This is a genomic window from Peribacillus sp. SIMBA_075 (assembly GCF_046534585.1).
Genome location: NZ_JAWRYN010000002.1, coordinates 97,760 through 120,368 on the forward strand (window position 1 = coordinate 97,760; position 22,609 = coordinate 120,368).

A 22,609-nucleotide genomic window follows, 5' to 3' on the forward strand; every position below is an offset into this window, starting at 1 on the left:
GCTGTGTAAAGATATAGAGAAGGGAAAGATGATCATGACAAAACAACAGATTGGCGTTATCGGACTAGCGGTAATGGGCAAGAACCTTGCATTTAATATTGAAAGCAGAGGATATTCAATTTCCGTCTATAATCGCTCAGGAGCAAAAACGGACGAAATGATGAAGGAAGCGGAAGGTAAAAACGTAACGGCCGCATACACGCTTGAGGAATTCGTCCATTCTTTGGAAACACCACGCAAAATTTTATTGATGGTTAAAGCTGGTGCTGCAACAGATGCGACAATCGAGCAATTAAAACCGTTACTTGAAAAAGGGGATATCGTTATTGATGGAGGAAATACCTTCTTCAAGGACACTCAGCGCCGTAATGACGAATTAAGCAAGCTTGGCATCCATTTCATCGGTACAGGCGTCTCAGGAGGGGAAGAAGGGGCTCTAACAGGTCCATCCATCATGCCTGGGGGTCAAAAAGAAGCATATGAACTGGTTGCACCGATCTTGAAGGATATTTCAGCTAAGGTCGATGGTGATGCTTGCTGTACGTATATCGGACCGGATGGAGCAGGTCATTATGTGAAAATGGTACATAATGGTATTGAATACGGGGACATGCAATTGATTTCAGAATCTTATTTCCTTTTGAAAAATCTTCTTGGGCTGTCCGCTGAAGAATTCCATGAAGTCTTTACTGAATGGAATGAAGGGGAACTTGATAGTTATCTAATTGAAATTACTGCTGATATTTTCAAAAAATATGATGAAGAAACTGGCAAGCCGATGGTCGATATCATTTTAGATAAAGCGGGCCAAAAAGGAACAGGGAAATGGACAAGTCAAAGTGCGCTTGATCTTGGTGTTCCGCTTCCAATCATTACGGAATCCGTATTCGCCCGGTTTATCTCAGCAATCAAGGACGAGCGTGTTGAAGCGAGTAAAATCCTTCGTGGTCCAAAAGCCGAATCATTTACAGGCGACAAAAAGGCTTTGATTGAAAGTATCCGAAAAGCACTTTATATGAGCAAAATCTGTTCATATGCACAAGGATTTGCACAAATGAAAGCAGCATCAGAAGAAAATGACTGGAACTTGCAATATGGCGAAATCGCGATGATTTTCCGTGGCGGCTGTATCATTCGCGCACAATTCCTTCAAAAAATCAAGGAAGCGTTCGATCGTAAAGCGAACTTGAACAACCTGCTTCTTGATCCTTATTTCCAAGGGATTGCCGAAAGCTATCAAGGAGCTCTACGTGAGGTAGTGTCAACGGCAGTGATGAACGGAATTCCGGTTCCTTGCTTGTCATCAGCACTTGCCTATTTCGACAGCTATCGTACAGAAACGCTGCCAGCTAACCTAATTCAAGCCCAACGTGACTATTTTGGAGCTCATACGTATCAACGCATTGATAAAGAAGGAACATTCCATACCGAATGGATGGAAAAATAATAAGTTCAAGCCGGCTAAAAGGGAATTCCCTTTTAAGCCGGCTTTTTTAAAAAAAACTATCTCCGATGCTCCACAAGGTCAATGACCCCTAATACAATATGTGCCAAACCGAAACCAAATACCGTATTAGCCACCATTTTGTTTGAGCGCCGGTTCTGCTTCATTGCATAACCAGCAGCTGTCACGGCTGTGCCCAACGCTGTTGGAATTAGCCCTTCACGAATGTCCATTCGATAATCCCCCCACATCGAAGTTAGTGGTGCCATTACTTGCACCTTTTCTAGTGTAACCTCAGCAAGACCTTACCATTCTTTTTCTATAAAGGGTCCAAAAGGTTGGAAAGGGTAAAAATGAACTAGGTGTAAATAGTGTTGGTTTATTTCCTTTTTTATGGAAATGTAGTATGATGTATGTCATTCATCCATCCATCTTTTTAGGTTTAAACACCTGCGGAAAAGGAAATATAAACATTGAAAGCCATGGACGGACCATAGGATACAGTAGGCAGATAAGAGAGAAGGAGCGGATGACTAATGTTCATCATCTGGTTGGCTGTAGCCATTTTTTTATTATTCATTGTCTTAGAACTGGGTGTTTCATTTTGGCTTAATTTAGAAAGAGATGAAGAAATGTCAAAGCCCAAGGAAATGTTTCATATTATCCGGGAGAAATTGGTCAGGAAGAATGTTTCATGAATGAAGAAGGGGATGCAGAATTCAAATCTGCATCCCTTCTTGATATCCTATCAATCATCATTATTTTCGCTTTTCTTGATTTGCCACCAAATATGTCCATCTTCTGCCAGGAGTTCATCGGATGCAAGTGGACCTGTGGATCCTGCTTCATAATTAGGGAAAGATTCTTCTTTAGTATTTTCCCATGCATCGGAAATGGTATCGACGAACTTCCATGAGAGGGCAACCTCGTCCCAGTGAGTGAAGTTTGTAGCATCTCCGCGCATACTGTCAAACAATAGCTTTTCATATGCCTCGGGGGAATTGATGTGTTCGATCCCTTTGTTCGAGACGGTCAGCTTCATTGGCTTTGTATTGGATGTCGTCCCGGATTTCTTGACATTTAAGTACAATGTGATACCTTCGTCTGGCTGGATATGGATAACGAGAAGATTTGGGTTTAACGTTTCTTCTGTTTTATAATATAGATTCATTGGGATATCTTTAAATTGTACAACGATATTCGTTGATTTGACATCCATTCTCTTACCGGTACGGATATAAAAAGGTACACCGGCCCAACGGAAGTTATCTATCATCAATTTACCCGCAACATAGGTCTCTGTGTTGGATTCGGGATTTACGTTATGTTCATTGCGGTATGCCGGAAGCGCTTGACCGCCTATCGTTCCTTCACCATATTGGCCACGGACGAAGTATTGATTGACTTCGTCCACCTTCATAGGTCGAAGTGAACGCAATGCCCGCACTTTTTCGCTTCGGATCTCTTCGGTTGTCAAAGCGATCGGGGGTTCCATGGCAAGCAAGGCAACCATTTGCAGCAGATGGTTTTGGACCATATCCCTTAGGGCACCGCTAGTTTCATAATAACGCCCACGTTCTTCAACACCAAGCGTTTCACTTGAAGTAACCTGGATGTTAGATATATATCTGTTATTCCAAAGCGGCTCGAATAGGGCATTTGAAAAACGTATGACCTCAATATTTTGAACCATTTCTTTTCCTAAATAATGATCGATACGGTAGATTTCATCTTCAGCGAATGCAGTTCGAATCTGCTCATTCAATTTTTGAGCAGTTTCGAAACTGTGCCCAAATGGCTTTTCGATGACCAGGCGCTTATATCCAGTCGAATCAGTCAGGCCTTGAGCTTTAATCTGTTCGGCAATCGTTCCGAAAAACTCAGGTGCCATCGCTAAATAGAAGATCCGATTTCCTTCTAAATGGTACTGCCCGTCTAAATTTTCGGCAATGTCTTTTAACTGGAGGTATGATTCCGAGCTAGTTACGTCATGGGAGTGATAATGGAAATGGGAAATGAATTCGTCTACCTTTTCTTCCGCATGTCCAAACTTAAGTATGGAGTCCTTGACACTTGTTTGAAACTCTTCGTTCGTCAATGATCTCCTTGCTACTCCAACGACGGCGAATTTATTGATTTTCTCTTTTTGAAATAGTCGATATATGGAAGGAAACAGTTTCCTTTTCGCTAAATCTCCGGTAGCACCAAAAATCATAATCAATGCTGTGGGTTTATTGTTTTCTGTCATGTTAAAACCTCAACTTTCCGTTAAATCTGTCTATAAAGTTGGAATTCCCGATTGTGTACCAATTTCTAATTCTACGTTTAGCTTTCCCTCAAAGCAATCAATTTGCGCATTTTTTTTCTCATATTTCATTAAAAGTTTAATGTTGTTTCGGTTTTAATGGGGCATAAATGAAAGAGCACCTTTGATTATGCTATAGTTAAGTCATAAAGTATTTGCAACGGAGGTAGTATCGTGGATTTTGTTTTTTTAGGTACAGGCGCTGGCGTTCCGGCTAAAGCGCGTAATGTGACATCAATCGCTCTTCAATTATTGGAAGAGCGCGGGACGGTTTGGTTATTCGATTGTGGTGAAGCAACACAGCATCAAATTTTAAAAACGGCAGTCAAACCGCGAAAGATTGAAAAAATTTTCATCACCCATTTGCATGGTGATCACATCTTCGGACTACCTGGGTTTTTAAGCAGCAGATCTTTTCAGGGCGGAGTGGATAAATTGACCGTATATGGTCCGCATGGCATTGATGCATTTATTAAGACGAGCTTACAGGTGAGTGGCACTCATTTAAAATATCCATTGGAAATCATTGAAATAGAGGAAGGCGTAGCATTTGAGGACGAACAATTCACAGTGACGGCCATGGCGCTGGATCATGGCATCTACAGTATCGGTTACCGGATTATAGAAAAGGATCGCCAGGGAAGCTTGCTCGTCGATCGGCTGCTTCAAGAAGGTGTGAAGCCGGGTCCGCTTTTTAAAGCATTGAAAAATGGACAAACGGTCAGTCTTGATGACGGCCGTATCTTAAATGGGAAGAATTATCTAAGTGCTCCGCAAAAAGGCCGGATCATCACGATTCTGGGTGATACGCGTGTGTGCAGCAATGCTCTCATTCTTGCTGATTCAGCGGACTACCTTGTTCATGAAGCTACATTTTCAGCAGAAGAATCTGAAATGGCATCCGCCTATTATCATTCGACCACGGTTCAGGCTGCAGAAACGGCTTTGAAAGCGGGAGCTAAGCATCTAATCCTTACTCATATCAGCTCACGGTATACTCCAGAGGATTCACAGAGGTTAAGGAAGGAAAGCGAAGCTATCTTCGCAAACACGATCATGGCTGAAGATCTAATGGCCATTAAAGTTCCTTTATATTCAAAGGAATAGGGTAGCTGAAATCAAAGAGAATGTTTGATATAATTAATCAATTGTTCATTGGATATTTAAAGGAGTGTAAATATGACTGACCAAAGTAGCCTACATACTAAAGCAATGGATTTTCTCTTAAAAACAAGCCGGACTTTTTTCATTCCAATCAGCTATCTTCCGAAGGGATTACAGGAGGCAATTGGAGCTGCATACCTTTGCATGCGCGCCATCGATGAGATCGAAGACCACCCCGATCTGCCTGCAGATACTAAGGTTACCCTGTTACATGCTCTAAGCGAGCTGCTTGGGGCGGATCATAGGGAAGAAGAACTTCAATCGTTATTTGAACCATATAAGGATTTTCTGCCCGAAGTGACCCTGCTTCTTTCGGACTGGATTCAATTTTGTCCTCCCGGTGCAAAAGCCAAAGTCTTGGAGTCGACAAAGGAAATGGCCGAAGGCATGGCAAAATGGGTTACTAAGGACTGGCAAATTCATAATGAAGAAGAGCTCGATGATTACACATATTATGTTGCGGGTTTAGTTGGCGTCATGCTGTCCGATATGTGGAACTGGTACGATGGAACGGAAACGGACCGTGAACTTGCCATCGCATTTGGCCGTGGACTCCAAACGGTCAATATCCTGCGTAACCGTGAGGAGGATGCAGAACGTGGTGTGAACTTTTATCCGGATGGCTGGGGTTTCGATGAGATGCTTGCCCATACGGAACATAATCTTGCATTAGCCGATGCGTACATTGGGGAAATTGAAACGAAAGAGATCATCCAATTCTGTAAAATACCTTTGGAATTGGCAAAAGCCACATTGAAGGCCTTAAAAGAAGGCAAAGAAAAAATTGATCGTGCTACAGTTACCGAAATTGTTAATCAAGTAGTCGAACACTGATATTCCATTAAGCTGCTGTGAAAGTCATCATACCTTTCACAGCAGCTTTTTTTGATGTTTTACATTTAAAACTCGAAAAATTCTAAAAAGTTAAAATATATATTGGATAATTGGGACTAAACGATTATAATTTAGGACATAAAAGCGAAAATGCTGGCTTCGTTAGAAAGACATAGTCTTAAATAAGAAAAAAGGCGGGGGAAAATATGAAAAAGAAATTATATTCAACTGCAGCTATGACATTGGTCGCAGGGTTATTATTGGCTGGGTGTGGAAATGACAAGGAAAAAGATGCGGCGAAGGATGAAGGCGGAAAGGATACCTTCAACATTGGGGTATCACAATTCGTACAGCATGATTCCCTGGATCAGGCATATAAAGGATTCCAGGCGGCATTGAAGGATAGCGACATCAATGCCAAATATGATCTTCAAATTGCACAGGGTGACCAAAATAACAGTCAAACGATCGCCAATAACTTTGTTGGGGATAAAGTGGATTTGATTTTTGCGAATTCCACTCCTAGTGCCCTAAGCGCTTTAAATGCGACCAAGGATATTCCAATCGTTTTTACATCGGTTACCGATCCTGTTGCGGCGGAGCTTGTTACATCTTTGGATAAGCCAGGCGGAAATGTGACGGGTACGACGGATTCCCATCCTGAAGCAATTGCCAAGTCAATGAAATTCCTAGCAGATGAACTTGGCGCCAAGACAATTGGAACCGTTTATAATACAGGGGAGCAAAATTCCGTCGTCCAAATAAAAAATGTGAAAGCGGAAGCGAAAAAAGCGGGATTGAAAGTTGTGGAGGCATCTGTCTCAACTTCTGCAGATGTTAAACAGGCAGCGGAATCATTAATCGGAAAAGCGGATGCTTTCTATATCTTTACTGATAATACAGTTGTTTCGGCACTGGAATCGGTCATTTCTGTGGCAGATGATAAAGATATCCCTTTGTTTGTTGGCGAGTTGGATTCCGTGAATGCGGGTGGTTTTGCAGCCTATGGCTTCAGTTACTATGATATTGGTTATGAAGCGGGGCAAAAAGCGGTTGAAATCCTGAAGGATGGCAAAAAACCCGGAGATATCCCGGTTCAATATCCACAAAAACTAAAATTGGTCATCAATGAAAAGGCAGCAAAAGATATGGGTGTTGAAATAAAAGAAGAATGGAAAGCAGATGCTGAGTTTGTAAAATAAACTCTGCTTTTGTTCGGGGAAGGAAGAAAAATATGTTCTCAGCCTTATTCAACTCTTTTGAGTCGGGAATGATTTATGCGATCATGGCACTCGGTGTCTATTTAACATTCAGGATTCTCGACTTCCCGGATATGACAGTTGAAGGCAGTTTTGTGACAGGGGCCTCTGTTGCCGCCATTATGATCGTTAACGGTTTCTCGCCGATCATAGCCACGTTGAGTGCAATGGTTGCCGGGTTCATTGCTGGCACAATAACGGGTTTCCTTCATACGAAAGGGAAAATCAATCCACTCCTTGCAGGTATCTTAATGATGATCGCACTTTACTCCATCAACCTAAGGATCATGGGTGCATCCAACATTCCGTTGCTTTCCCAAACAACCATCATCACGAATATTCAGGATGCCTGGGCTGGCACAGGGGTGGACAATGTGTTGAATGGTCTTTTAACGATCGTGGGCCTCGGTGATAGCTTGCCCAAAACGTGGGCCATACTAATTGTTATGTTGATTGTGGCTTTAATCATTCAAGCTGGAATGTCAGCTTTTTTAAAAACGGAAATCGGTCTTGCTTTACGTGCGACGGGTGATAATGAAGCAATGGTCAAGAGTTTTTCCGCCCATACAGGAAACATGAAAATCCTGGGACTTGCAATCGGAAATGCACTTGTGGCTTTCTCGGGATCCTTGGTTGCCCAATATAACGGGTTTAGCGATATTGGCATGGGGATTGGAATCATCGTCATCGGATTGGCATCCGTTATAATTGGCGAAGCATTATTTGGCTCAAAAACGATTGCACGTGCGACACTTGCGGTCATTGGAGGAGCGATCATTTACCGGATCGTCGTAACTTTGGCACTCCGCGTAGATTTCCTTAATACAGGTGATGTTAAATTAATTACGGCACTTATTGTGGTCGGGGCACTTGTCATTCCGAAAATTACCGATAAACAAAAGGAAAAAAGCCGAAAGAAAAGGCGGCTCAAAGAAATACAGATGCGCCATGGTGGTACTTCATCGAAAGGGGGAGAAGGATATGCTTCAGTTAAATCAGATTTATAAGGTCTTCAATGAAGGGACACCAGATGAAAAGCTAGCCCTTGGGAATCTTGAACTGCAGATGACTAAAGGCGAATTTGTAACAGTCATCGGGAGTAATGGAGCAGGTAAATCGACGCTGATGAACATGATATCCGGCAAGATTCTCCCTGATGCCGGTGAAGTCATCATTGATGGGGAAAACGTATCGGCCATTGAGGAACATGCCCGTGCTAAAATGATTGGCCGCGTTTTTCAGGATCCGATGCTGGGGACGGCACCACATATGACGATTGAAGAAAATATGGCGATTGCATATGGCAGAACCAACAGAAGAGGTTTGGGCTTCGGGGTGACAAAAAAACGGAAAGAGCTTTTTAAAGAATGTTTGGGTACCCTTCATTTAGGCTTGGAAAATCGGATGACTGCAAAAGTGGGGTTATTATCAGGTGGGGAGCGCCAGGCACTTTCATTGCTGATGGCGACCTTCACCGATCCTAAAATCCTGCTTCTTGATGAACATACAGCAGCACTCGATCCTTCCAGGGCAGAGCTTGTGACAAATCTGACGAAGGAAATCGTTGAAAAGAACCAGTTAACGACGTTGATGGTGACCCATAATATGCAGCAGGCCATCGATCTTGGAAATTCCTTGATCATGATGGATAAGGGACAGATCATTTTTGAAGCTAGAGGCGCTGAAAAGCAAAAGCTAACCGTTGAAAAGCTGCTTAACGAATTCCAGCGCATCAAAGGCGAAAAAATGCTCAATGACCGTGCAGTGTTGATTTAAGATGATGAAAAGGCCCGACCCAGGTGAGATAAATCTTGGGTCCTGGCCTTTTTATTTTTGGGGTAATTAATCAGATCAGGTCTCTATTTACTACACGAATGCCGAAGAAGTACTTGAGCTAGGAAAAATGGTTATGGTGGGGTGCTCATTAACGATCTTGAATATAATCGATGTTAATCGCTGTCTGCTGTGCTCCATGATGAACTATCATTCCTTCTGTTATTTCCAAAAATCATTTTTATGAATGGCCTTTTTTTCGTCTTTTTAGTGGCAGCAGCTTCTTCAGCCGCGAGGAAATAATCAAATGGCTGGACAATTGGTGTTTCTAACGCTTCGATACGAGCTTCGAGCTTTTTAACGAGCTTGTGCATTTCTTCCATTTCACTTCTGTGCTGTAAAAGTTGATAGGATACAACATCGTCCGCTTTTGTTTTCAGTCCATTTTCAAGCCTGACGACTCGTTCTATCAGTTGATCATGTTCTTTATTCGTTTCGGAGTGTTTCTGGCCGGTTGCTTTTCTAATCTTTTTCTCTGATATACTGACCTTTTGGAGAATGATGCCCTCGTTCAGCTGATCTTGGATTTTTCTCAATAATGCAATGTCTTCTTCTGAAAACTGATAGTGGCCAAGCTGATTCCGTTCTACCTCCATGTTCAATTGGGTGACCCAGCGTTGAATCGTACTATGGGAAACATTCAGTAACCGGGCAACTGCACTTGTATTCATCGAGATTCCCCCTTTTGTTGTTGAATTCGATAAGTATGAGACAATTCCTTTACAGATGACAAAACAAGTATTCATTCGGCAAAGAAAGTGGATTTCCTACGTAATTTGCATGAGGACCGATCCGAGAAGGAATACTCTTGGAGCCGGTTTTGGCAAATGGTATGCCTTGTTAGGAGATTTAAGAAGAAGCATTTGTGATGGTGTGGCTTGATGGTCAATCAAACTATAAAGGGAAAATGATTCATATGTCGAATTACCCTTTGAAGAAGAAAAAAGGAGGAATAGTATGAACAGAATTAACCTTATAACTTTAGGTGTTAAGGATATCAATGAATCCTTAAGGTTTTATCGGGATGGGTTGGGATTTTGCACATCGATAAAAGAGGAAGAACCAGCAATCGTTTTTTTTAATAATGCAGGAACGAAACTTGCTTTGTATCCTTTAGAGGAGCTAGCAAAGGACATTAATGAGAAAGCACCGCCTAAGAAACATGGTTTCCCGGGGCTTACGCTCGCTTATAATGCTAAATCAATAGAAGAAGTGGATGAAGTGATCAACAAGGCTGAAAAGGCCGGGGGAACGATCGAGAAATCACCTCAAGATGTTATTTGGGGAGGATACAGCGGATATTTTTCAGACCCCGATGGTTACTATTGGGAGGTTGCGTATTCGAAGGATTGGAGTTTTGATGAAACGGATATGCTCATTATAAAGTAACGCGCACTGCGGAAGGGCTGGAAAATCAAAAGGCATGGGCCTTCCCTATGCCTTCAGGAGTTGGATCATAAAAAGGGCTGTTGCCTAGCCACTGCCTATACGGGAGTGGCTAGGCAACAGCTGGTAATCATCATGTGCCTTTTACTGTGAAACTACATGCTTGGCAAGTTCTTTACTTATTTGATTGCCCATTCTCCTCGATTGCTCAGTCGCCTCTTGTACACAGGCAATGAATGCTTCTTGCACTTGATGTGCTTGAAGTGCTTTCAGACCTGCTTCAGTCGTTCCGCCTGGTGAAGTTACTTCCTTTCTTAGCACGGCAGGCGTTTTAGGTGATTTCTGTAACATATCGGCCGCACCCATCAGTGTCTGGAGAATCAATTGCTTCGCTGTTTCGGAATCGAGACCTATTTTTTCTGCTGATTTTTCCAATGCTTCGACCAAGTAATATATATAAGCCGGCCCGCTTCCTGATAAGCCTGTTACCGCATCTAGCTGGGCTTCGCCAACGACAGCTACGGTTCCTACCGTTTCAAAAAGGGTAATCGCCGTTTGTAATTGCGCTTCTTTCGTGTGACCATTAGCCGCAAGGGCAGTTGCTGATTTTCCTACAGCTGCCGATGTATTAGGCATGGCTCGGACGATTGAGAACTGTTTGTTGGCGACTCCTTCCAAACTTGTTGTATGAACCCCGGCCACCACGGAAATGAACAGCATTTCTTCGCGAATGTATTCTTTTATTGATTGCATCGTTTCTAAAATATCTTTCGGTTTCACCGCCAGTACGACAAGGTTTGCATTCTGTACTAATTGCTGCAGCGATCTTGTGGCAGTTACACCGTATTCTTTCTTTAAATAATTTAACCGGTCATCATTGGATTTATTTGTTACAAAAATATTTGCTGGATCAATTACCTGTTGAGTCACCAGCCCCGAAATGATGGCTTCTGCCATTGATCCAGCCCCGATAAATGCGATTTTTTTCATATTTCTCGCTCCTTTTTCTTTTAAATTTTCGGTCTTTTTTTAAAAACAAAAAGACCCCTCATCCAATAAAGGACGAAAGGTCTAGCTTCCGTGGTACCACCTTTGTTCAACTTTTCCATAACAAATAAACAGAAAAGCTGCACTTGATTCCTCTAACGCGGGAATTACGTCAGGTTTTCCTGAAGGCTCATAAGGTAGGTTCAATAATGAGGGGGCGATGAAGCCTTTCAGCACATTCCGAGCTTCACTCTCTTTACGCCATCAATAAATTTACTTGGCCTTAATCAAAGCCATCCGTCTTTAATTACTTGTGATTATGAAGGATATATCAGTACTCTGTCAATGATAATATATGCATGGACGACAAAAAATAGACATGAATTATGTGAAAATAATGACAGTGATTAAAAATACATGTAAAATGGTAATTATACCTACATTTTATTGATAAGTGTACTAAAAATTCTGTCTAGCGTATAAAAAGATTTATATAAATATAATTTCTAAGGTGGAAAAGATTATGGCGAATTGGAATGGAGATATCGCAAAACTTGCATTGCCCACGCCATTTGCAGTGGGCGATGTAAATGTTTATGTTGTTAAAGGGGATGCTTTAACGCTAATTGATACTGGAGTTAAAACAAAACGATCAAAGGAAGCCTTGACTAATGGACTTGGTGATTTGGGTCTGGAATTGACTGATATCGAACAAATCATTTTAACCCATCATCATCCTGATCATGCAGGTGCACTCGATTTCTTTGAAAAGGATATCCCTGTTTATGGACATAAAAACAATCAGCGCTGGCTGACTATCAGTGATGAGTTCCTTGAAACCCATAATCGTTTTTTTCTTGATTATGCCACGAAGTTTGGAGTGGCAGAAGAGCTGAAAAATAAACTGATCCATAACCGCGATGAAATCAGCTTCCTTAGTCAACGGAAGCTGCATGGATATTTGGCTGAGGGGGATGAGCTTCCTGGTCTTCCAGGCTGGAAAGCGATCGAGACTCCAGGGCATGCGCAAAGCCATTTATCCTTTTACAGGGAAAGTGACGGTGTCATGATCGCGGGTGATCACTTGCTTGCTAAGATTTCACCTAATCCTTTAATGGAACCGCCTTTACTTCTGGGCGGTAAGAGGCCTCGTCCGTTACTGCAATATAATGCATCACTTCAGAAATTATTGGATTTTTCCATATCCACTGTATACTCTGGACATGGAACTGAAGTGGAAGGAGATGCGGTTGCTGACTTGATTCAATATAGATTCGAGCGGCAGCATAACCGGGCCATGCAGGTGAAAAGCATGCTTCAAGATAAACCTTTATCGGTCTTTGAAGTGTGTCAGCAGCTTTTTCCGAAAGTTTACCTTCAGGAAGTGGGCCTGACACTTTCGGAAACGGTTGGTCAGCTGGATTATTTAGAAGATTTGGGTGAAGTCGAAACAGAAATCCAATCAGGGGTCATTCTGTATTCAATCGCTTAATGTTCTCAAGGAGGCTCACTTTTTTGAATAAGTTACAAGGGAAAGTTATTGTTATTACCGGTGCTTCCGGAGGGATTGGCAAGGAAGTTGCAATCCAAAGTGCAAAGCAGGGAGGCCGTCTCGTCCTCTTGGCCAGAAGCCTGGATAAATTACAACAGCTAAAGAATGAACTAATCAACCAATATGGGATTGACGCATATGCCTATAAGCTTGACGTTGCAGATACTGATCAGGTGACAAGGGTATTCAATGACATCCATGAACAAATAGGTGAAGTGGATGTATTGGTCAATAATGCCGGTTTCGGCACGTTTAAAGAAGCCCAGGATACGGAATTAAATGAAACGAAAGCAATGTTTGCTGTTAACGTCATTGGATTAATGGCCTGCACAAAGCTGGTTCTTCCGTATATGAAGCGGAGAAAATCGGGGCATATCATCAATATCGCTTCACAGGCCGGTAAAATTGCCACTCCTAAATCAACATTGTATTCTTCGACCAAGTTCGCAGTTCTTGGCTATTCAAACGCACTTCGGCTCGAGCTAATGGAAGATCATGTTTTTGTGACCACCGTCAATCCTGGGCCCATAGAAACGAATTTCTTTAACATTGCGGATGAATCAGGGACATATTTAAAGAATGTTGAAAAATTCATGCTTAACCCTGAAGATGTCGCGACCAAAATCGTAGCAGCGATGCTGACCAATAAGAGGGAAATCAATCTCCCTGGCTGGATGAATTTAGCTGGGAAATGGTATAACATGTTTCCAAAGATAACCGAATCTTTAGGGAAAAAAGCATTCTTCAAAAAGTAGGCCAGACTTTCTATAGCGCTACAAGGCGAATAAGGTCAGCAATAGATAAAACAAAAGGGGAATGTCTAATGACATTCCCCCTTTGTTTGAAAAAAATTTGAATAAATTGGTAACTGTTTCATTGGGAAAACCGTCTATTTTTTAGGAGGGATTTTCATGAAGATGATCGTAAACCTTTATATATATATAATTGTTGCCTTTATTCTGGCTAGCTGTCAATCTTCTGATAGGAATATGCATGAGGCCATTGATAAGGGGGAAAAAGGTTTCATTACGGATCTTGACGATAAACGGATTTTGATTAAAGGGACGTACTACAAGGTGACCAATGATACATATATTCAAGATCAACATGGGAATGATCTCGATTATGCTGACCTGGAAATCGGGATGAAAGTGAAACCATGGCACCGGGGCGGGGTCAAGAAAACATTTCCTGGGAAAGCGGAAGCGGAATTGATTCTTGTTTTGACGGATGCAAAAAGCTTAGCCGAACAAAGGGCGGTCACTGCTGCCCTCGATCATGTCAGCAAAGCGGAAAGTCAGCGATTCATGATTCTCGAGGTCAGCCATTTGCCCTCAGAACATGTATATAATATCGAAATGATGAATCGTTCCAACTTAGATTTTTCATTCATGGTGACAGTTGAGGATTTAACGGATGAAATACTATATATAAAATAAAAGAAATGAATAAAACCGGACTGAATCATTTATGAATTCTGTCCGGTTATTTTATGGGAATCCGCTCACAAGAATGAGCTCACGTCCTGGATTTTATAAAGTTTTCGCACCTAAATATCTTGGTTTCCAATAAGTATTATCCATATCCGCGATGGCTATTCCTTTTGAAGATGTAGCACTAATGAATTGACCATTTCCGATATAGATCCCAACATGTGATACTCCTGTTCTTCCAGAAGAAGTATCAAAGAATACAAGATCACCTTTAGATGGTGAAGATACTTTTAACCCTGTATTTGAATAGAGCAATGATGTTGTACGTGGTAAGGTAATTCCTTGTGATTTCTGGAATACATAATAAATGTAGCCTGAACAGTCGAATCCAGTTGGTGTTGTCCCGCCCCATTTGTAGGGTTTGCCGATTAAGGTTTTTGCATAGCTGATTAGGCTTGTATTATTGACATTATAAACACCAAGCGCATTAAATGTGCCTCGGCCAGCAATTCCGTCGGCAGTTAATCCTTTAGCTTTTTGGAATTTTTTTACTGCAGATGTGGAATACGTGCCGTAATATGTAGTCAGTGAACCTGAATATGTGAAATAACCTTTGGTTTTTAAAAGTTGTTGTAGTTGTTTGACATCGCTATGTGTCATTCCGGGTCTGAGGGTTTGATCTCCGATATTTGCAAAGGCTTGCAGTGGGGTTAGCATCATGGCAGATGCAACAGCAGCTGAAGCGATCCATTTCTTCATAATGTTCATTTCCTCTCTATCTATCTCTCTTTTATTCTTAACAATATTATCCTACAATACCATTATGACAATTAGACATAATTTTGGTTACAGTTTCATTACAAAAAATGAGTAGTAAGACTGAAATTAAAGGGACGAAAGACTGTTGAAAGCAGTGAGGGGGATTTAAAAAACTAAGCCTTTTGATTCATTCGAGATTATTCAAGATCCTAATTGATCTGTTTTTAAAAAACTATATGGATAATCAGTTTAAAATTGTTATTTAATCCATTTTTAGGGTTTGTTATATTTTTAAAGGAAATTGCATTAAAAAGTAGAAAATTGTATGAAAACTTCCATTGAACAAGAACGTATATTCGGTTAAAGTTATGAATATAATAAAAGCGAACGTATATTCTTGTTAGGGTGAAGAAATGATGGACTATGGGTCAATGCCGAAACAATCAATTATGTGTATCGATATGAAAAGTTTTTATGCAAGCTGTTCAGCGGTCATGCTTGGTCTGGACCCACTCGATTGTTATCTGGCGGTGGTTGGTGATTTGAAGAGGACGGGGAGCGTTGTGCTTGCGGCTTCCCCAAAGATGAAGAAGGAATTTGGCATCAAGACAGGTTCGCGGAGGTTTGAGATTCCGAATGATCCAAGGATTGTCGTCGTTGAACCCAAAATGGCGACCTATTTAAGGGTCTCGACGGAAATCACCCGCTTGTTCAACCGTTATGTGCCCAAAGAAGCGATTCACGTGTATAGTGTGGACGAAAGTTTTGTGAAAGTCGATGGTGCCGCTTCTTTATGGGGAGATGCCCAGGTGATAGCTGAAAAGATAAAAGATGAAATCGAACGGGAATTACAGCTCCCCTGTGCCATTGGAATTGGTCCGAACATGCTTATGGCAAAACTTTGCCTTGATTTGGAAGCCAAGCATAAAGGGATTGCGGAATGGAAGTATGAGGATGTGCCGAACAAACTTTGGCCGATTGCCCCGCTTCGTGAAATGTGGGGAATCGGCAGGCGCGTAGAAAAAACCCTTCATGGAATGGGCATATTCACGGTCGGGCAGCTTGCCAATTATGATCTTGAATTACTTGAAGCGAAGTTCGGAATTATGGGCAATCAGCTTTACCACCATGCGTGGGGAATCGATTTATCGGATATGGGGGCAACAATCATCGAAGGGCAAGTCAGCTTTGGCAAAAGTCAAATCCTGCTAAGGGATTATAAGGAGGAGCATGAGGTCAAGCAGGTCATGCTGGAAATTTGCGAAGAGGTTGGAAGAAGGGCACGCACCCACCGCAAGGCAGGAAGGACGGTCAGCTTAAGCATTGGTTACAGCAAGGATGAGTTTGGCGGAGGCTTCCATCGTTCGCGTTCGATTAGTGAACCGACTAACATTACGATGGAGTTATATAAAGTTTGCCTGGAGCTTTTTCATGAGAACTATAAGCAAAAAACGGTTCGGAGCATAGCGGTCACACTCTCGAATATTGTGGATGATAACGAAATGCAGCTGACTTTATTTGATGCTTCGCGCTGGAAAAAGCGGGAATTGAGTTACACGGTTGATCGAATCCGCCATAAATATGGACCCAAATCGTTATTGCGTGCAGTTTCGTATACGGAAGCGGGTACAGCCGTTTACCGAAGCAGGCTGCTTGGTGGGCATAAGGCGTAAGGTCGACTTTGAAGGGAGGGAAAAGAATGATTCGTGATCGCGGCCGTATCAAATGGACATCGATGATGTTGCCGGAGCATGTGAAGATGCTCCGGGATTGGGTGGTGGAGGATGGCCATGAAACGAAGCGCATCCTTGATGAGCAGCAACTGGAAGAAATGAATGTGGTAATGGGGGAAGCGATGGAGGAAAGAAAGGATGTCACGATCGCTCATTATGAAGGAAACCGGTATCAGCTGTTAATCGGCAGGATCCATTATTATAATGAGCTCACCCAAAAGCTTCATATCGTCGATCGCTTTCAGCAGGCTCACTATATCAAGCTTTCCGATATAGCGGATGTAAGGATAATGGAATGATGAGCGGAAGGGCTGTTCCCCAAGGGACAGCCTTTCATATTCGAAACGATATCGGTTCTTTTTAATGTATTTTCTTCTTGGTGAAAGGGGATCATCGGGGCAAAAGATAATCTGGGCGATCTTGCAGAAGGAAGCAGTATCATTAACAGAAACATTTTTATCGTTTATAATAGGGGAATGCAAAGATATCGGGAGGCATGGATCATGTATATTGAATGGACGGAAAGAGCCGCTGAGAAAATAGCCGATAAGGTTCAGGGAAAAGAAGGATATTTACAGTTGAAATATGATACTGATGGCTGTGGCTGCGTGGTAAGTGGTGTGACCGCGCTATGGCTGGTCAACGAACCTGAAGAAGGTACCGAAAAAGCGGAAACGAACGGAATTCCCCTATATGTTGAGAAATCAAAAATGATTTTTCTGGATGAAGTCATGAAAATAGACTTTGTTCCGGAAGCGAACAGCTTTCAATTAAAAAGTCCGAATCAAATCTTAAATCCGAGGATGAGCTATTTTAATAAAATCTAACTAGAAAAGAGGGAATCGTGGATACCCTCTGTTTTTCTGTTCAGACAAATTTGAGAAACTGATCGATTTGATCTTCATATTCTTTTGGATTTTCATTATAAGATTGAGCGTGGGCCCCTTTTTTAGCGATGTACAGCTGCTTTGGGCCCTCTTTTGCTGCATATAATTCCGCTGTCATGGAAGCGGGAATGAAGCTGTCGTTTTCACTATGGATGAAGAGCACAGGGTTTCGGATGTTTTTCATATAATCGATGGGGGACACTTCATTTGTCCAATATCCATCACGGAGTTTGATGAACGTACGCCCAAGCGGAAACACGGTCCAAGAGGGAAATGGGATTTCAAGCTTGAGCTGGTGTTTGATCTGATCCTCGAAATTTGAAAATGGACAGTCGGCAATGTAAAAATCAGCACCATCTTCAAGCATTCCGGCATATAAAAGCAGGGTTACGGCCCCCATGGATTCTCCATGAATGCCAATATGAAGATCGGAACCTTTACGTCTTTTCAATTCATCGATTACGGCCTTCAGGTCGAATTTTTCATAATGTCCATAACTGCTCGTCTTGCCACCAGAATCCCCGTGCCGCCGGTGGTCATAAATGATGGCGTTGAAGCCGCGCTTAAGAAAAATATTCATGTACTTAATCGAATTGACTTTGTTTTCCGTCACACCATGAGAAATGACCACCCATTTATTGGTTTCATGCGGTTCGATGAACAAGCATTTCAAGGAATATCCGGATGGTGAGGGTACCCAAATTTCCGTTTTAGGCAGATTATCAAAATCCTCCCTGATCAGACGTTTAGCCATGATTTCACGATTCTGGATATAATCGGTTTCCTTCTTTTTCATGTACATGATCCGATTGGAAAAATAAATGCCGACGCCGATGATATAGGTTAGGATTCCAGCTATTGCAAACCACCATTTTTTCATGAAGGGTCCTCCTCGGTTGATTTTCTTTATTTTACCATGAGGGAAATGGGAAAACACTGTTTGAAAACCATAACGAGGAAAACGACAGTCGTGATATAATAATTTCAAATAAATGGCCAGGAGGTTTTAAGGATGAAAAAGAAGCAGCCGCGAAATCAAAATCAAAGCAAAAACCAAGATAAAGATTCATCATCATTGAAACTTGGTGATATGATCAATCAAGATATCATGTCCCAGCTTCGTCAAAAGCAAAAGGAACTGAATGAGGCTGAACAGGAGAAAAGGGCAGCAGAGGAAGAAAGAAAACGCGAAGAAAGAAAGCAGCGGGAGAAGAACAAATCATTCGAGGAGCTATTGGGTGAAAGCGATATGAACTGGAAGAACTATAAATAAAGAAAAAAGGGGGCAGTGTAGCCCATCCACAGGAAGAACCATTCTAAAAGGATATGGGAACACCCCTTACTGATATTCCTTTATTTTATAAAGCATAACGATTATATTTAAGGTAAGTTCGATATGCATTCATATCGGATGGACTACTACTAGCTGGTGATGTGATGGAAAGTAAAATATTGGAAAATCAATTATGTTTCCTTCTTTATGCAAGTTCAAGGGAAATGACGAAGAAATATAAACCTCTGCTTGATAAACTCGAAGTGACATATCCTCAATATCTCGTTCTTCTTCTACTATGGGAACAGGATACACTTACAGTAAAAAAGCTAGGGGAGCTGCTTGCCCTCGACTCAGGAACGCTTACCCCCATGTTGAAACGAATGGAGCAGAATGGCTTGATTGTCCGTGAACGTTCCATTGAAGATGAACGGTCTGTCATGATTAAGTTGACGGAAAAGGGACTTGGTTTACAGGAAGAGGCCTGTTTCATTCCCGATCGCATTTCGGCTATATCGGGTGAGGATAAGAGGGTGGTTGAAGATTTGAAAGCTTCGCTGATCCAACTATTGAAAACATTACAGGAATTGTAGCAAAAAGACGCTTGGTAACCGCAAGCGTCTTTTTGTCGGATTTTAATCTACATCTATTTCAAAGGCGACGTCCACATTGCCGTTGATTGCTTTTGAATAAGGACACATTTGATGCGCTTTATGAACAATGGCCTCAAATGTTTCTTTATCAATCCCGGATCCCTTCACAGCCAAAGTTACAGCCAAGCTGTACTGATGCATCTCACCCATCAAAAGACTGACGCTTGCAGTGACTTTGGAATCGAAAGAAACGCGTTCAATTTTACCAACTGATTGTAAAGCACTATCAAAACATGCAGCATATCCAGCTGCAAAAAGCTGTTCCGGATTAGATGCTTCAGGCATCTGTTCAGCCCTAGGTGTTCCAGGCATCGCAATATCAACCGTGAAGTTGCCGTCAGCAGAAATTGCCGTTCCTTCTCTTCCGCCATCAACTGTTACAGACGTTGTAAATAATGTTTTTGTCATCATTTTTTCTCCTATCTTTTTACCTTTAAATTGTGTGCAACTGAATTGTACAATATTAATTTTGGGATGTCCAATGAAAAAGTTAAAAACGTTGGTATGAAGTTAAAGTGATTTGGAAACGGTTAGATGGTACCTACGGTACAGCCTTAGTTTTCGTGATTTGATGGAAATGATGGAGGAACACGGCTTATCCATGGCTCACACAACCAGTATGTGTTGGGTTCATCAATACGGGCCTGAATTAGATGAAAGAGTATGGAGTCATCTTAAGCCAACAAATGACTCCTGGAGAGTCGATGAAACGTATCAAAGTCTAAGGCCAATGGATGTATCTATATCGTGCTGTGGATTCTGAAGGAAATACAATTGACCTTTATTTAAGTAAATCAAGAGATACCAAAGCAGCCAAGCGCTTTTTCAAAAAAGCCTTGGCTGTTTGTCATTCTACAACACCACATGTCGTTACGGTTGATAAAAATCGAGCGTATCCTTTAGCCATTGAGCAGTTAAAAAGGAAAAGATGATGCCTGAAGGCGTTAAAATCAGACCAATATGGTACCTTAACAATATAGTGAAACAAAATCATCGTTTCATTAAGAAACGTGTGCGTTCTATGTTTGGATTCAAGTCGTATGAAACAGCACTTCTATATTGAGTGGCATTGAAGCGATGCATATGATGAAAAAAGGACAACTTTACCAACGGGTGAAGTCTGTCCAAAATGAAGTCAAATTCATACATAAGTTGTTTGGAATTGCATCATAATCTGGCATTAAACAAGCCATGTATCTTCTATGTCTCTATTGTTTTTTTGCACCAGAACCGGATTTCTTCATTTTACTGTTTTTCTAAATACCGATAAATCGTTGTTCGAGATAAACCCCATTTTTCTGCGACGTCTTTAATTTGGATCATCGAAACTAAATCCAATAAATAAAAATGTTTTAGAAATTAAATCTCCACGAAGTTAAGGAAGCCGAGTGCTTTTGAATCGTATCCGTAGCTTATATTTCATTACCCCAGACAACAAGCTAAGCTTCGTAACATCTGCCTGGCTGTTCAATCCTCTTGCAAGTCCTGACAATACTCTCTGATCAATTTGGCTGCATGTGTTTGGCTGATTTGTAAATCCTTGGCGACGCGCCTGGAGCTTCGATTCAGTTTGTAAGATGTAAGAACCATCTCCTTTTTTGCCAATTCTATAGCCTCATTGAGGGAAGTGGAGGCATTTTTTCCAATCTTCTGCTGGTTATGGTTATAAATTCCTTCGGGTAGGTCATCGATACCGATGACCTCATCGCTTGTAATGACAAGCCTTTCAATGAGGTTTTCTAATTGCCTTACGTTTCCGGGCCAGGCATAATAGGTCAGCCATTGGAGGCAATCTTTCGAAATTAATTTGTTCATTTCATTTTTTCGGTTAAATTTATATAAGAAATAATAAGTGAGTGGGCTGATATCTTCCTGTCGTTCTCGAAGGGGAAGCATTGTGATATCCACTACATTCAGCCTGTAATATAAATCCTCCCGAAACGTTTTATTTGCCACCATTTCGTTCAAGTCTTTATTGGTCGCGGCAATAATACGGATATCCACCACCTTTTCTTTATTTCCACCAATAGGAATGAATTTTTTCTCTTGTATGACTTGCAGTATTTTGGCCTGAAGAGATAAAGGCATGTCCCCAATTTCATCAAGAAATAGTGTACCTCCATCAACACTTTCTAGTAGCCCTTTTTTTCCGGATCGGTTTGCATTGGTAAAAGCTCCTGGTGTATAGCCAAAAAGCTCGGACTCCATTAATTCGGCTGGAATGGCTGCACAGTTGATTGTTAAAAAGGGACCGTTCTTTCTGCTACCGTTTTCGTGGACATATTGGGCCAAAACGCTTTTACCTGTTCCGGACTCACCAAGAATTAATATAGTAGAGTTTGCAGCCGCTACCTTCTTGGCAAACTTCAGTACATTTTTCATTTTTTCATTATTAGTGATGATGCTGGCGAATGGGTCTTCCGTTTCTTTACTTTGATCTGAATCCTTTTCTTTTACCTTCAGCATTTTATAGCTTTGTAATTCCCTTGCGGTTGTAACAACCAATTCCACTTCCTTCTTTTCATTTAAAATAGGGATAGCAGAAGTGAGCAGCTCTGCACCGAGGACAGTGGTTTGTTTAATCATAATCGGCTCTTTTCTTTCCAATATATCGGGAAAAATTGAGGGATACCAATAGCCTTTATCGACTAATTCCAAGCTTGATTTCCCTATAACTTCTTCCTTATTTAAACCGTAATGCTTCTTACAGGCATCATTTACATAAATAATTTTCATATTCTTATCCAAAACAAAAATTTCATCAGAAGAATAATCCAAAATTTTAATAAGCGTTTCCATATCCAAATCGAAATTGGTTAAAAAGTTGGATAGAATCATGTTGTGACCTCCTGAAAAACATAATGTGAGTTTGAGAGAACTCAATTGAGTACAAGAACGTTCAAAAAAAATGAATGTTGGGCGATTTAGTGAATCAACATGTGGTTTCGCCGCTCTTTAAAAGTTGGCACGGTTATTGCAAGTATTATAGAGTACAGTAATAAGAGTGGGAGGTTGTGTGTGCGCTTACATATAATGATTCGTTATGCCGATAGAATCTTATTACTTTGCACTTAATAATAGTTGAAATATTTTGAACTGTAAATAGA

The 22,609-nt window shown here is 41.4% G+C and carries 25 protein-coding genes and 1 pseudogene; 17 read left to right on the top strand and 9 right to left on the bottom strand.

Features of this window, described 5'->3' with window-relative positions:
• Positions 1-34: 34 nt before the first annotated feature.
• A complete protein-coding gene (gndA, locus tag SB775_RS02205; RefSeq protein WP_410860387.1) occupies positions 35-1,447 on the top strand; it encodes an NADP-dependent phosphogluconate dehydrogenase in 1,413 nt (470 codons plus the stop codon).
• A gap of 56 nt (positions 1,448-1,503) precedes the next feature.
• Here gndA and SB775_RS02210 read toward each other — a convergent pair whose 3' ends face one another.
• Positions 1,504-1,677, bottom strand: coding sequence for an asparagine synthase (locus SB775_RS02210; protein WP_089361468.1), 174 nt, complete (start codon positions 1,675-1,677; stop codon positions 1,504-1,506).
• A gap of 303 nt (positions 1,678-1,980) precedes the next feature.
• Here SB775_RS02210 and SB775_RS02215 point away from each other — a divergent pair, with 303 nt between their 5' ends.
• On the top strand, positions 1,981-2,142 hold the full coding sequence (locus tag SB775_RS02215; protein WP_155727338.1) for a hypothetical protein: 162 nt from the start codon (positions 1,981-1,983) through the stop codon (positions 2,140-2,142).
• Positions 2,143-2,192: 50 nt separating this feature from the next.
• Here SB775_RS02215 and zwf read toward each other — a convergent pair whose 3' ends face one another.
• Entirely contained in the window at positions 2,193-3,692 is a 1,500-nt protein-coding gene (zwf, locus tag SB775_RS02220) for a glucose-6-phosphate dehydrogenase (RefSeq protein WP_318686025.1), read from the bottom strand.
• 231 nt (positions 3,693-3,923) lie between these two features.
• Between zwf and rnz the strand changes: the two genes are divergently transcribed.
• The 5 genes from rnz to SB775_RS02245 all read left to right on the top strand — a co-directional run bounded on the left by rnz (position 3,924) and on the right by SB775_RS02245 (position 8,782).
• On the top strand, positions 3,924-4,856 hold the full coding sequence (gene rnz / locus SB775_RS02225; protein ID WP_410860388.1) for a ribonuclease Z: 933 nt from the start codon (positions 3,924-3,926) through the stop codon (positions 4,854-4,856).
• 72 nt (positions 4,857-4,928) lie between these two features.
• Entirely contained in the window at positions 4,929-5,747 is an 819-nt protein-coding gene (locus SB775_RS02230; RefSeq protein ID WP_089361465.1) for a squalene/phytoene synthase family protein, read from the top strand.
• A gap of 206 nt (positions 5,748-5,953) precedes the next feature.
• Positions 5,954-6,949: an ABC transporter substrate-binding protein gene (locus SB775_RS02235; protein ID WP_061463963.1), complete on the top strand. Its 996-nt coding sequence runs from the start codon at positions 5,954-5,956 to the stop codon at positions 6,947-6,949.
• Between the two features lie 32 nt (positions 6,950-6,981).
• On the top strand, positions 6,982-8,013 hold the full coding sequence (locus tag SB775_RS02240; protein ID WP_089361464.1) for an ABC transporter permease: 1,032 nt from the start codon (positions 6,982-6,984) through the stop codon (positions 8,011-8,013).
• Positions 7,988-8,782: an ABC transporter ATP-binding protein gene (locus SB775_RS02245; RefSeq protein ID WP_061463961.1), complete on the top strand. Its 795-nt coding sequence runs from the start codon at positions 7,988-7,990 to the stop codon at positions 8,780-8,782. Before SB775_RS02240 ends, SB775_RS02245 begins: the two co-directional genes overlap by 26 nt.
• 173 nt (positions 8,783-8,955) lie before the next feature.
• Here the strand turns inward: SB775_RS02245 and SB775_RS02250 are convergent, their stop codons facing one another.
• Positions 8,956-9,510, bottom strand: coding sequence for a MerR family transcriptional regulator (locus SB775_RS02250; protein ID WP_410860389.1), 555 nt, complete (start codon positions 9,508-9,510; stop codon positions 8,956-8,958).
• 286 nt (positions 9,511-9,796) lie between these two features.
• Here SB775_RS02250 and SB775_RS02255 point away from each other — a divergent pair, with 286 nt between their 5' ends.
• The gene (locus SB775_RS02255) at positions 9,797-10,228 is read left to right on the top strand and encodes a VOC family protein (RefSeq protein ID WP_410860390.1); all 432 of its coding nucleotides are present in this window, start codon (positions 9,797-9,799) and stop codon (positions 10,226-10,228) included.
• 141 nt (positions 10,229-10,369) lie between these two features.
• Here the strand turns inward: SB775_RS02255 and proC are convergent, their stop codons facing one another.
• Complete coding sequence (gene proC / locus SB775_RS02260; protein WP_061463958.1) at positions 10,370-11,215, bottom strand: pyrroline-5-carboxylate reductase; 846 nt, start codon at positions 11,213-11,215, stop codon at positions 10,370-10,372.
• Between the two features lie 520 nt (positions 11,216-11,735).
• Here proC and SB775_RS02265 point away from each other — a divergent pair.
• From SB775_RS02265 to SB775_RS02275, 3 genes are all read left to right on the top strand, one after another.
• Entirely contained in the window at positions 11,736-12,704 is a 969-nt protein-coding gene (locus tag SB775_RS02265) for an MBL fold metallo-hydrolase (protein ID WP_061463957.1), read from the top strand.
• On the top strand, positions 12,704-13,519 hold the full coding sequence (locus SB775_RS02270; RefSeq protein WP_061463956.1) for an SDR family NAD(P)-dependent oxidoreductase: 816 nt from the start codon (positions 12,704-12,706) through the stop codon (positions 13,517-13,519). The genes SB775_RS02265 and SB775_RS02270 overlap by 1 nt, the downstream gene beginning before the upstream one ends.
• A 156-nt stretch (positions 13,520-13,675) precedes the next feature.
• The gene (locus SB775_RS02275; protein ID WP_410860391.1) at positions 13,676-14,203 is read left to right on the top strand and encodes a hypothetical protein; all 528 of its coding nucleotides are present in this window, start codon (positions 13,676-13,678) and stop codon (positions 14,201-14,203) included.
• 93 nt (positions 14,204-14,296) lie between these two features.
• Here the strand turns inward: SB775_RS02275 and SB775_RS02280 are convergent, their stop codons facing one another.
• A complete protein-coding gene (locus SB775_RS02280; RefSeq protein WP_410860392.1) occupies positions 14,297-14,956 on the bottom strand; it encodes a C40 family peptidase in 660 nt (219 codons plus the stop codon).
• A gap of 413 nt (positions 14,957-15,369) precedes the next feature.
• Between SB775_RS02280 and SB775_RS02285 the strand changes: the two genes are divergently transcribed.
• The 3 genes from SB775_RS02285 (at position 15,370) to SB775_RS02295 (ending at position 17,516) form a co-directional block, all read left to right on the top strand.
• Complete coding sequence (locus SB775_RS02285) at positions 15,370-16,629, top strand: Y-family DNA polymerase (protein WP_410860393.1); 1,260 nt, start codon at positions 15,370-15,372, stop codon at positions 16,627-16,629.
• A gap of 26 nt (positions 16,630-16,655) precedes the next feature.
• On the top strand, positions 16,656-16,988 hold the full coding sequence (locus tag SB775_RS02290) for a YolD-like family protein (RefSeq protein ID WP_284470273.1): 333 nt from the start codon (positions 16,656-16,658) through the stop codon (positions 16,986-16,988).
• 204 nt (positions 16,989-17,192) lie between these two features.
• Positions 17,193-17,516, top strand: a complete 324-nt coding sequence (locus tag SB775_RS02295) for an iron-sulfur cluster biosynthesis family protein (RefSeq protein ID WP_089361456.1) — start codon at positions 17,193-17,195, stop codon at positions 17,514-17,516.
• 40 nt (positions 17,517-17,556) lie between these two features.
• Here the strand turns inward: SB775_RS02295 and SB775_RS02300 are convergent, their stop codons facing one another.
• Complete coding sequence (locus SB775_RS02300) at positions 17,557-18,456, bottom strand: alpha/beta hydrolase (protein ID WP_410860394.1); 900 nt, start codon at positions 18,454-18,456, stop codon at positions 17,557-17,559.
• A gap of 132 nt (positions 18,457-18,588) precedes the next feature.
• On the opposite strand from SB775_RS02300, the gene SB775_RS02305 reads away from it, so the two are divergent.
• A complete protein-coding gene (locus SB775_RS02305; RefSeq protein WP_061463949.1) occupies positions 18,589-18,849 on the top strand; it encodes a YqkE family protein in 261 nt (86 codons plus the stop codon).
• A gap of 164 nt (positions 18,850-19,013) precedes the next feature.
• A complete protein-coding gene (locus SB775_RS02310; RefSeq protein ID WP_410860395.1) occupies positions 19,014-19,442 on the top strand; it encodes a MarR family winged helix-turn-helix transcriptional regulator in 429 nt (142 codons plus the stop codon).
• Positions 19,443-19,484: 42 nt separating this feature from the next.
• On the opposite strand, the gene SB775_RS02315 is transcribed toward SB775_RS02310, so the two are convergent.
• A complete protein-coding gene (locus tag SB775_RS02315; protein WP_410860396.1) occupies positions 19,485-19,910 on the bottom strand; it encodes an Ohr family peroxiredoxin in 426 nt (141 codons plus the stop codon).
• Positions 19,911-20,022: 112 nt separating this feature from the next.
• Between SB775_RS02315 and SB775_RS02320 the strand changes: the two are divergent.
• Positions 20,023-20,675, top strand: a pseudogene (locus SB775_RS02320) (IS6 family transposase).
• Between the two features lie 72 nt (positions 20,676-20,747).
• Here SB775_RS02320 and SB775_RS02325 read toward each other — a convergent pair.
• On the bottom strand, positions 20,748-20,825 hold the full coding sequence (locus SB775_RS02325; RefSeq protein ID WP_252432727.1) for a helix-turn-helix domain-containing protein: 78 nt from the start codon (positions 20,823-20,825) through the stop codon (positions 20,748-20,750).
• Between the two features lie 144 nt (positions 20,826-20,969).
• On the bottom strand, positions 20,970-22,340 hold the full coding sequence (locus tag SB775_RS02330) for a sigma-54 interaction domain-containing protein (RefSeq protein ID WP_410860397.1): 1,371 nt from the start codon (positions 22,338-22,340) through the stop codon (positions 20,970-20,972).
• Positions 22,341-22,609 lie beyond the last annotated feature (269 nt).

What these genes read in the sequence shown, in the direction of transcription:
- gndA (WP_410860387.1), top strand. Translation starts at nt 35, where the DNA reads ATGACAAAACAACAGATTGGCGTTATCGGACTAGCGGTAATGGGCAAG.
- SB775_RS02210 (WP_089361468.1), bottom strand. Translation starts at nt 1,677, where the DNA reads ATGGACATTCGTGAAGGGCTAATTCCAACAGCGTTGGGCACAGCCGTG.
- SB775_RS02215 (WP_155727338.1), top strand. Translation starts at nt 1,981, where the DNA reads ATGTTCATCATCTGGTTGGCTGTAGCCATTTTTTTATTATTCATTGTC.
- zwf (WP_318686025.1), bottom strand. Translation starts at nt 3,692, where the DNA reads ATGACAGAAAACAATAAACCCACAGCATTGATTATGATTTTTGGTGCT.
- SB775_RS02230 (WP_089361465.1), top strand. Translation starts at nt 4,929, where the DNA reads ATGACTGACCAAAGTAGCCTACATACTAAAGCAATGGATTTTCTCTTA.
- SB775_RS02235 (WP_061463963.1), top strand. Translation starts at nt 5,954, where the DNA reads ATGAAAAAGAAATTATATTCAACTGCAGCTATGACATTGGTCGCAGGG.
- SB775_RS02240 (WP_089361464.1), top strand. Translation starts at nt 6,982, where the DNA reads ATGTTCTCAGCCTTATTCAACTCTTTTGAGTCGGGAATGATTTATGCG.
- SB775_RS02245 (WP_061463961.1), top strand. Translation starts at nt 7,988, where the DNA reads ATGCTTCAGTTAAATCAGATTTATAAGGTCTTCAATGAAGGGACACCA.
- SB775_RS02250 (WP_410860389.1), bottom strand. Translation starts at nt 9,510, where the DNA reads ATGAATACAAGTGCAGTTGCCCGGTTACTGAATGTTTCCCATAGTACG.
- SB775_RS02255 (WP_410860390.1), top strand. Translation starts at nt 9,797, where the DNA reads ATGAACAGAATTAACCTTATAACTTTAGGTGTTAAGGATATCAATGAA.
- proC (WP_061463958.1), bottom strand. Translation starts at nt 11,215, where the DNA reads ATGAAAAAAATCGCATTTATCGGGGCTGGATCAATGGCAGAAGCCATC.
- SB775_RS02265 (WP_061463957.1), top strand. Translation starts at nt 11,736, where the DNA reads ATGGCGAATTGGAATGGAGATATCGCAAAACTTGCATTGCCCACGCCA.
- SB775_RS02270 (WP_061463956.1), top strand. Translation starts at nt 12,704, where the DNA reads ATGTTCTCAAGGAGGCTCACTTTTTTGAATAAGTTACAAGGGAAAGTT.
- SB775_RS02275 (WP_410860391.1), top strand. Translation starts at nt 13,676, where the DNA reads ATGAAGATGATCGTAAACCTTTATATATATATAATTGTTGCCTTTATT.
- SB775_RS02280 (WP_410860392.1), bottom strand. Translation starts at nt 14,956, where the DNA reads ATGAAGAAATGGATCGCTTCAGCTGCTGTTGCATCTGCCATGATGCTA.
- SB775_RS02285 (WP_410860393.1), top strand. Translation starts at nt 15,370, where the DNA reads ATGATGGACTATGGGTCAATGCCGAAACAATCAATTATGTGTATCGAT.
- SB775_RS02290 (WP_284470273.1), top strand. Translation starts at nt 16,656, where the DNA reads ATGATTCGTGATCGCGGCCGTATCAAATGGACATCGATGATGTTGCCG.
- SB775_RS02295 (WP_089361456.1), top strand. Translation starts at nt 17,193, where the DNA reads ATGTATATTGAATGGACGGAAAGAGCCGCTGAGAAAATAGCCGATAAG.
- SB775_RS02300 (WP_410860394.1), bottom strand. Translation starts at nt 18,456, where the DNA reads ATGAAAAAATGGTGGTTTGCAATAGCTGGAATCCTAACCTATATCATC.
- SB775_RS02305 (WP_061463949.1), top strand. Translation starts at nt 18,589, where the DNA reads ATGAAAAAGAAGCAGCCGCGAAATCAAAATCAAAGCAAAAACCAAGAT.
- SB775_RS02310 (WP_410860395.1), top strand. Translation starts at nt 19,014, where the DNA reads ATGGAAAGTAAAATATTGGAAAATCAATTATGTTTCCTTCTTTATGCA.
- SB775_RS02315 (WP_410860396.1), bottom strand. Translation starts at nt 19,910, where the DNA reads ATGACAAAAACATTATTTACAACGTCTGTAACAGTTGATGGCGGAAGA.
- SB775_RS02325 (WP_252432727.1), bottom strand. Translation starts at nt 20,825, where the DNA reads ATGATCCAAATTAAAGACGTCGCAGAAAAATGGGGTTTATCTCGAACA.
- SB775_RS02330 (WP_410860397.1), bottom strand. Translation starts at nt 22,340, where the DNA reads ATGATTCTATCCAACTTTTTAACCAATTTCGATTTGGATATGGAAACG.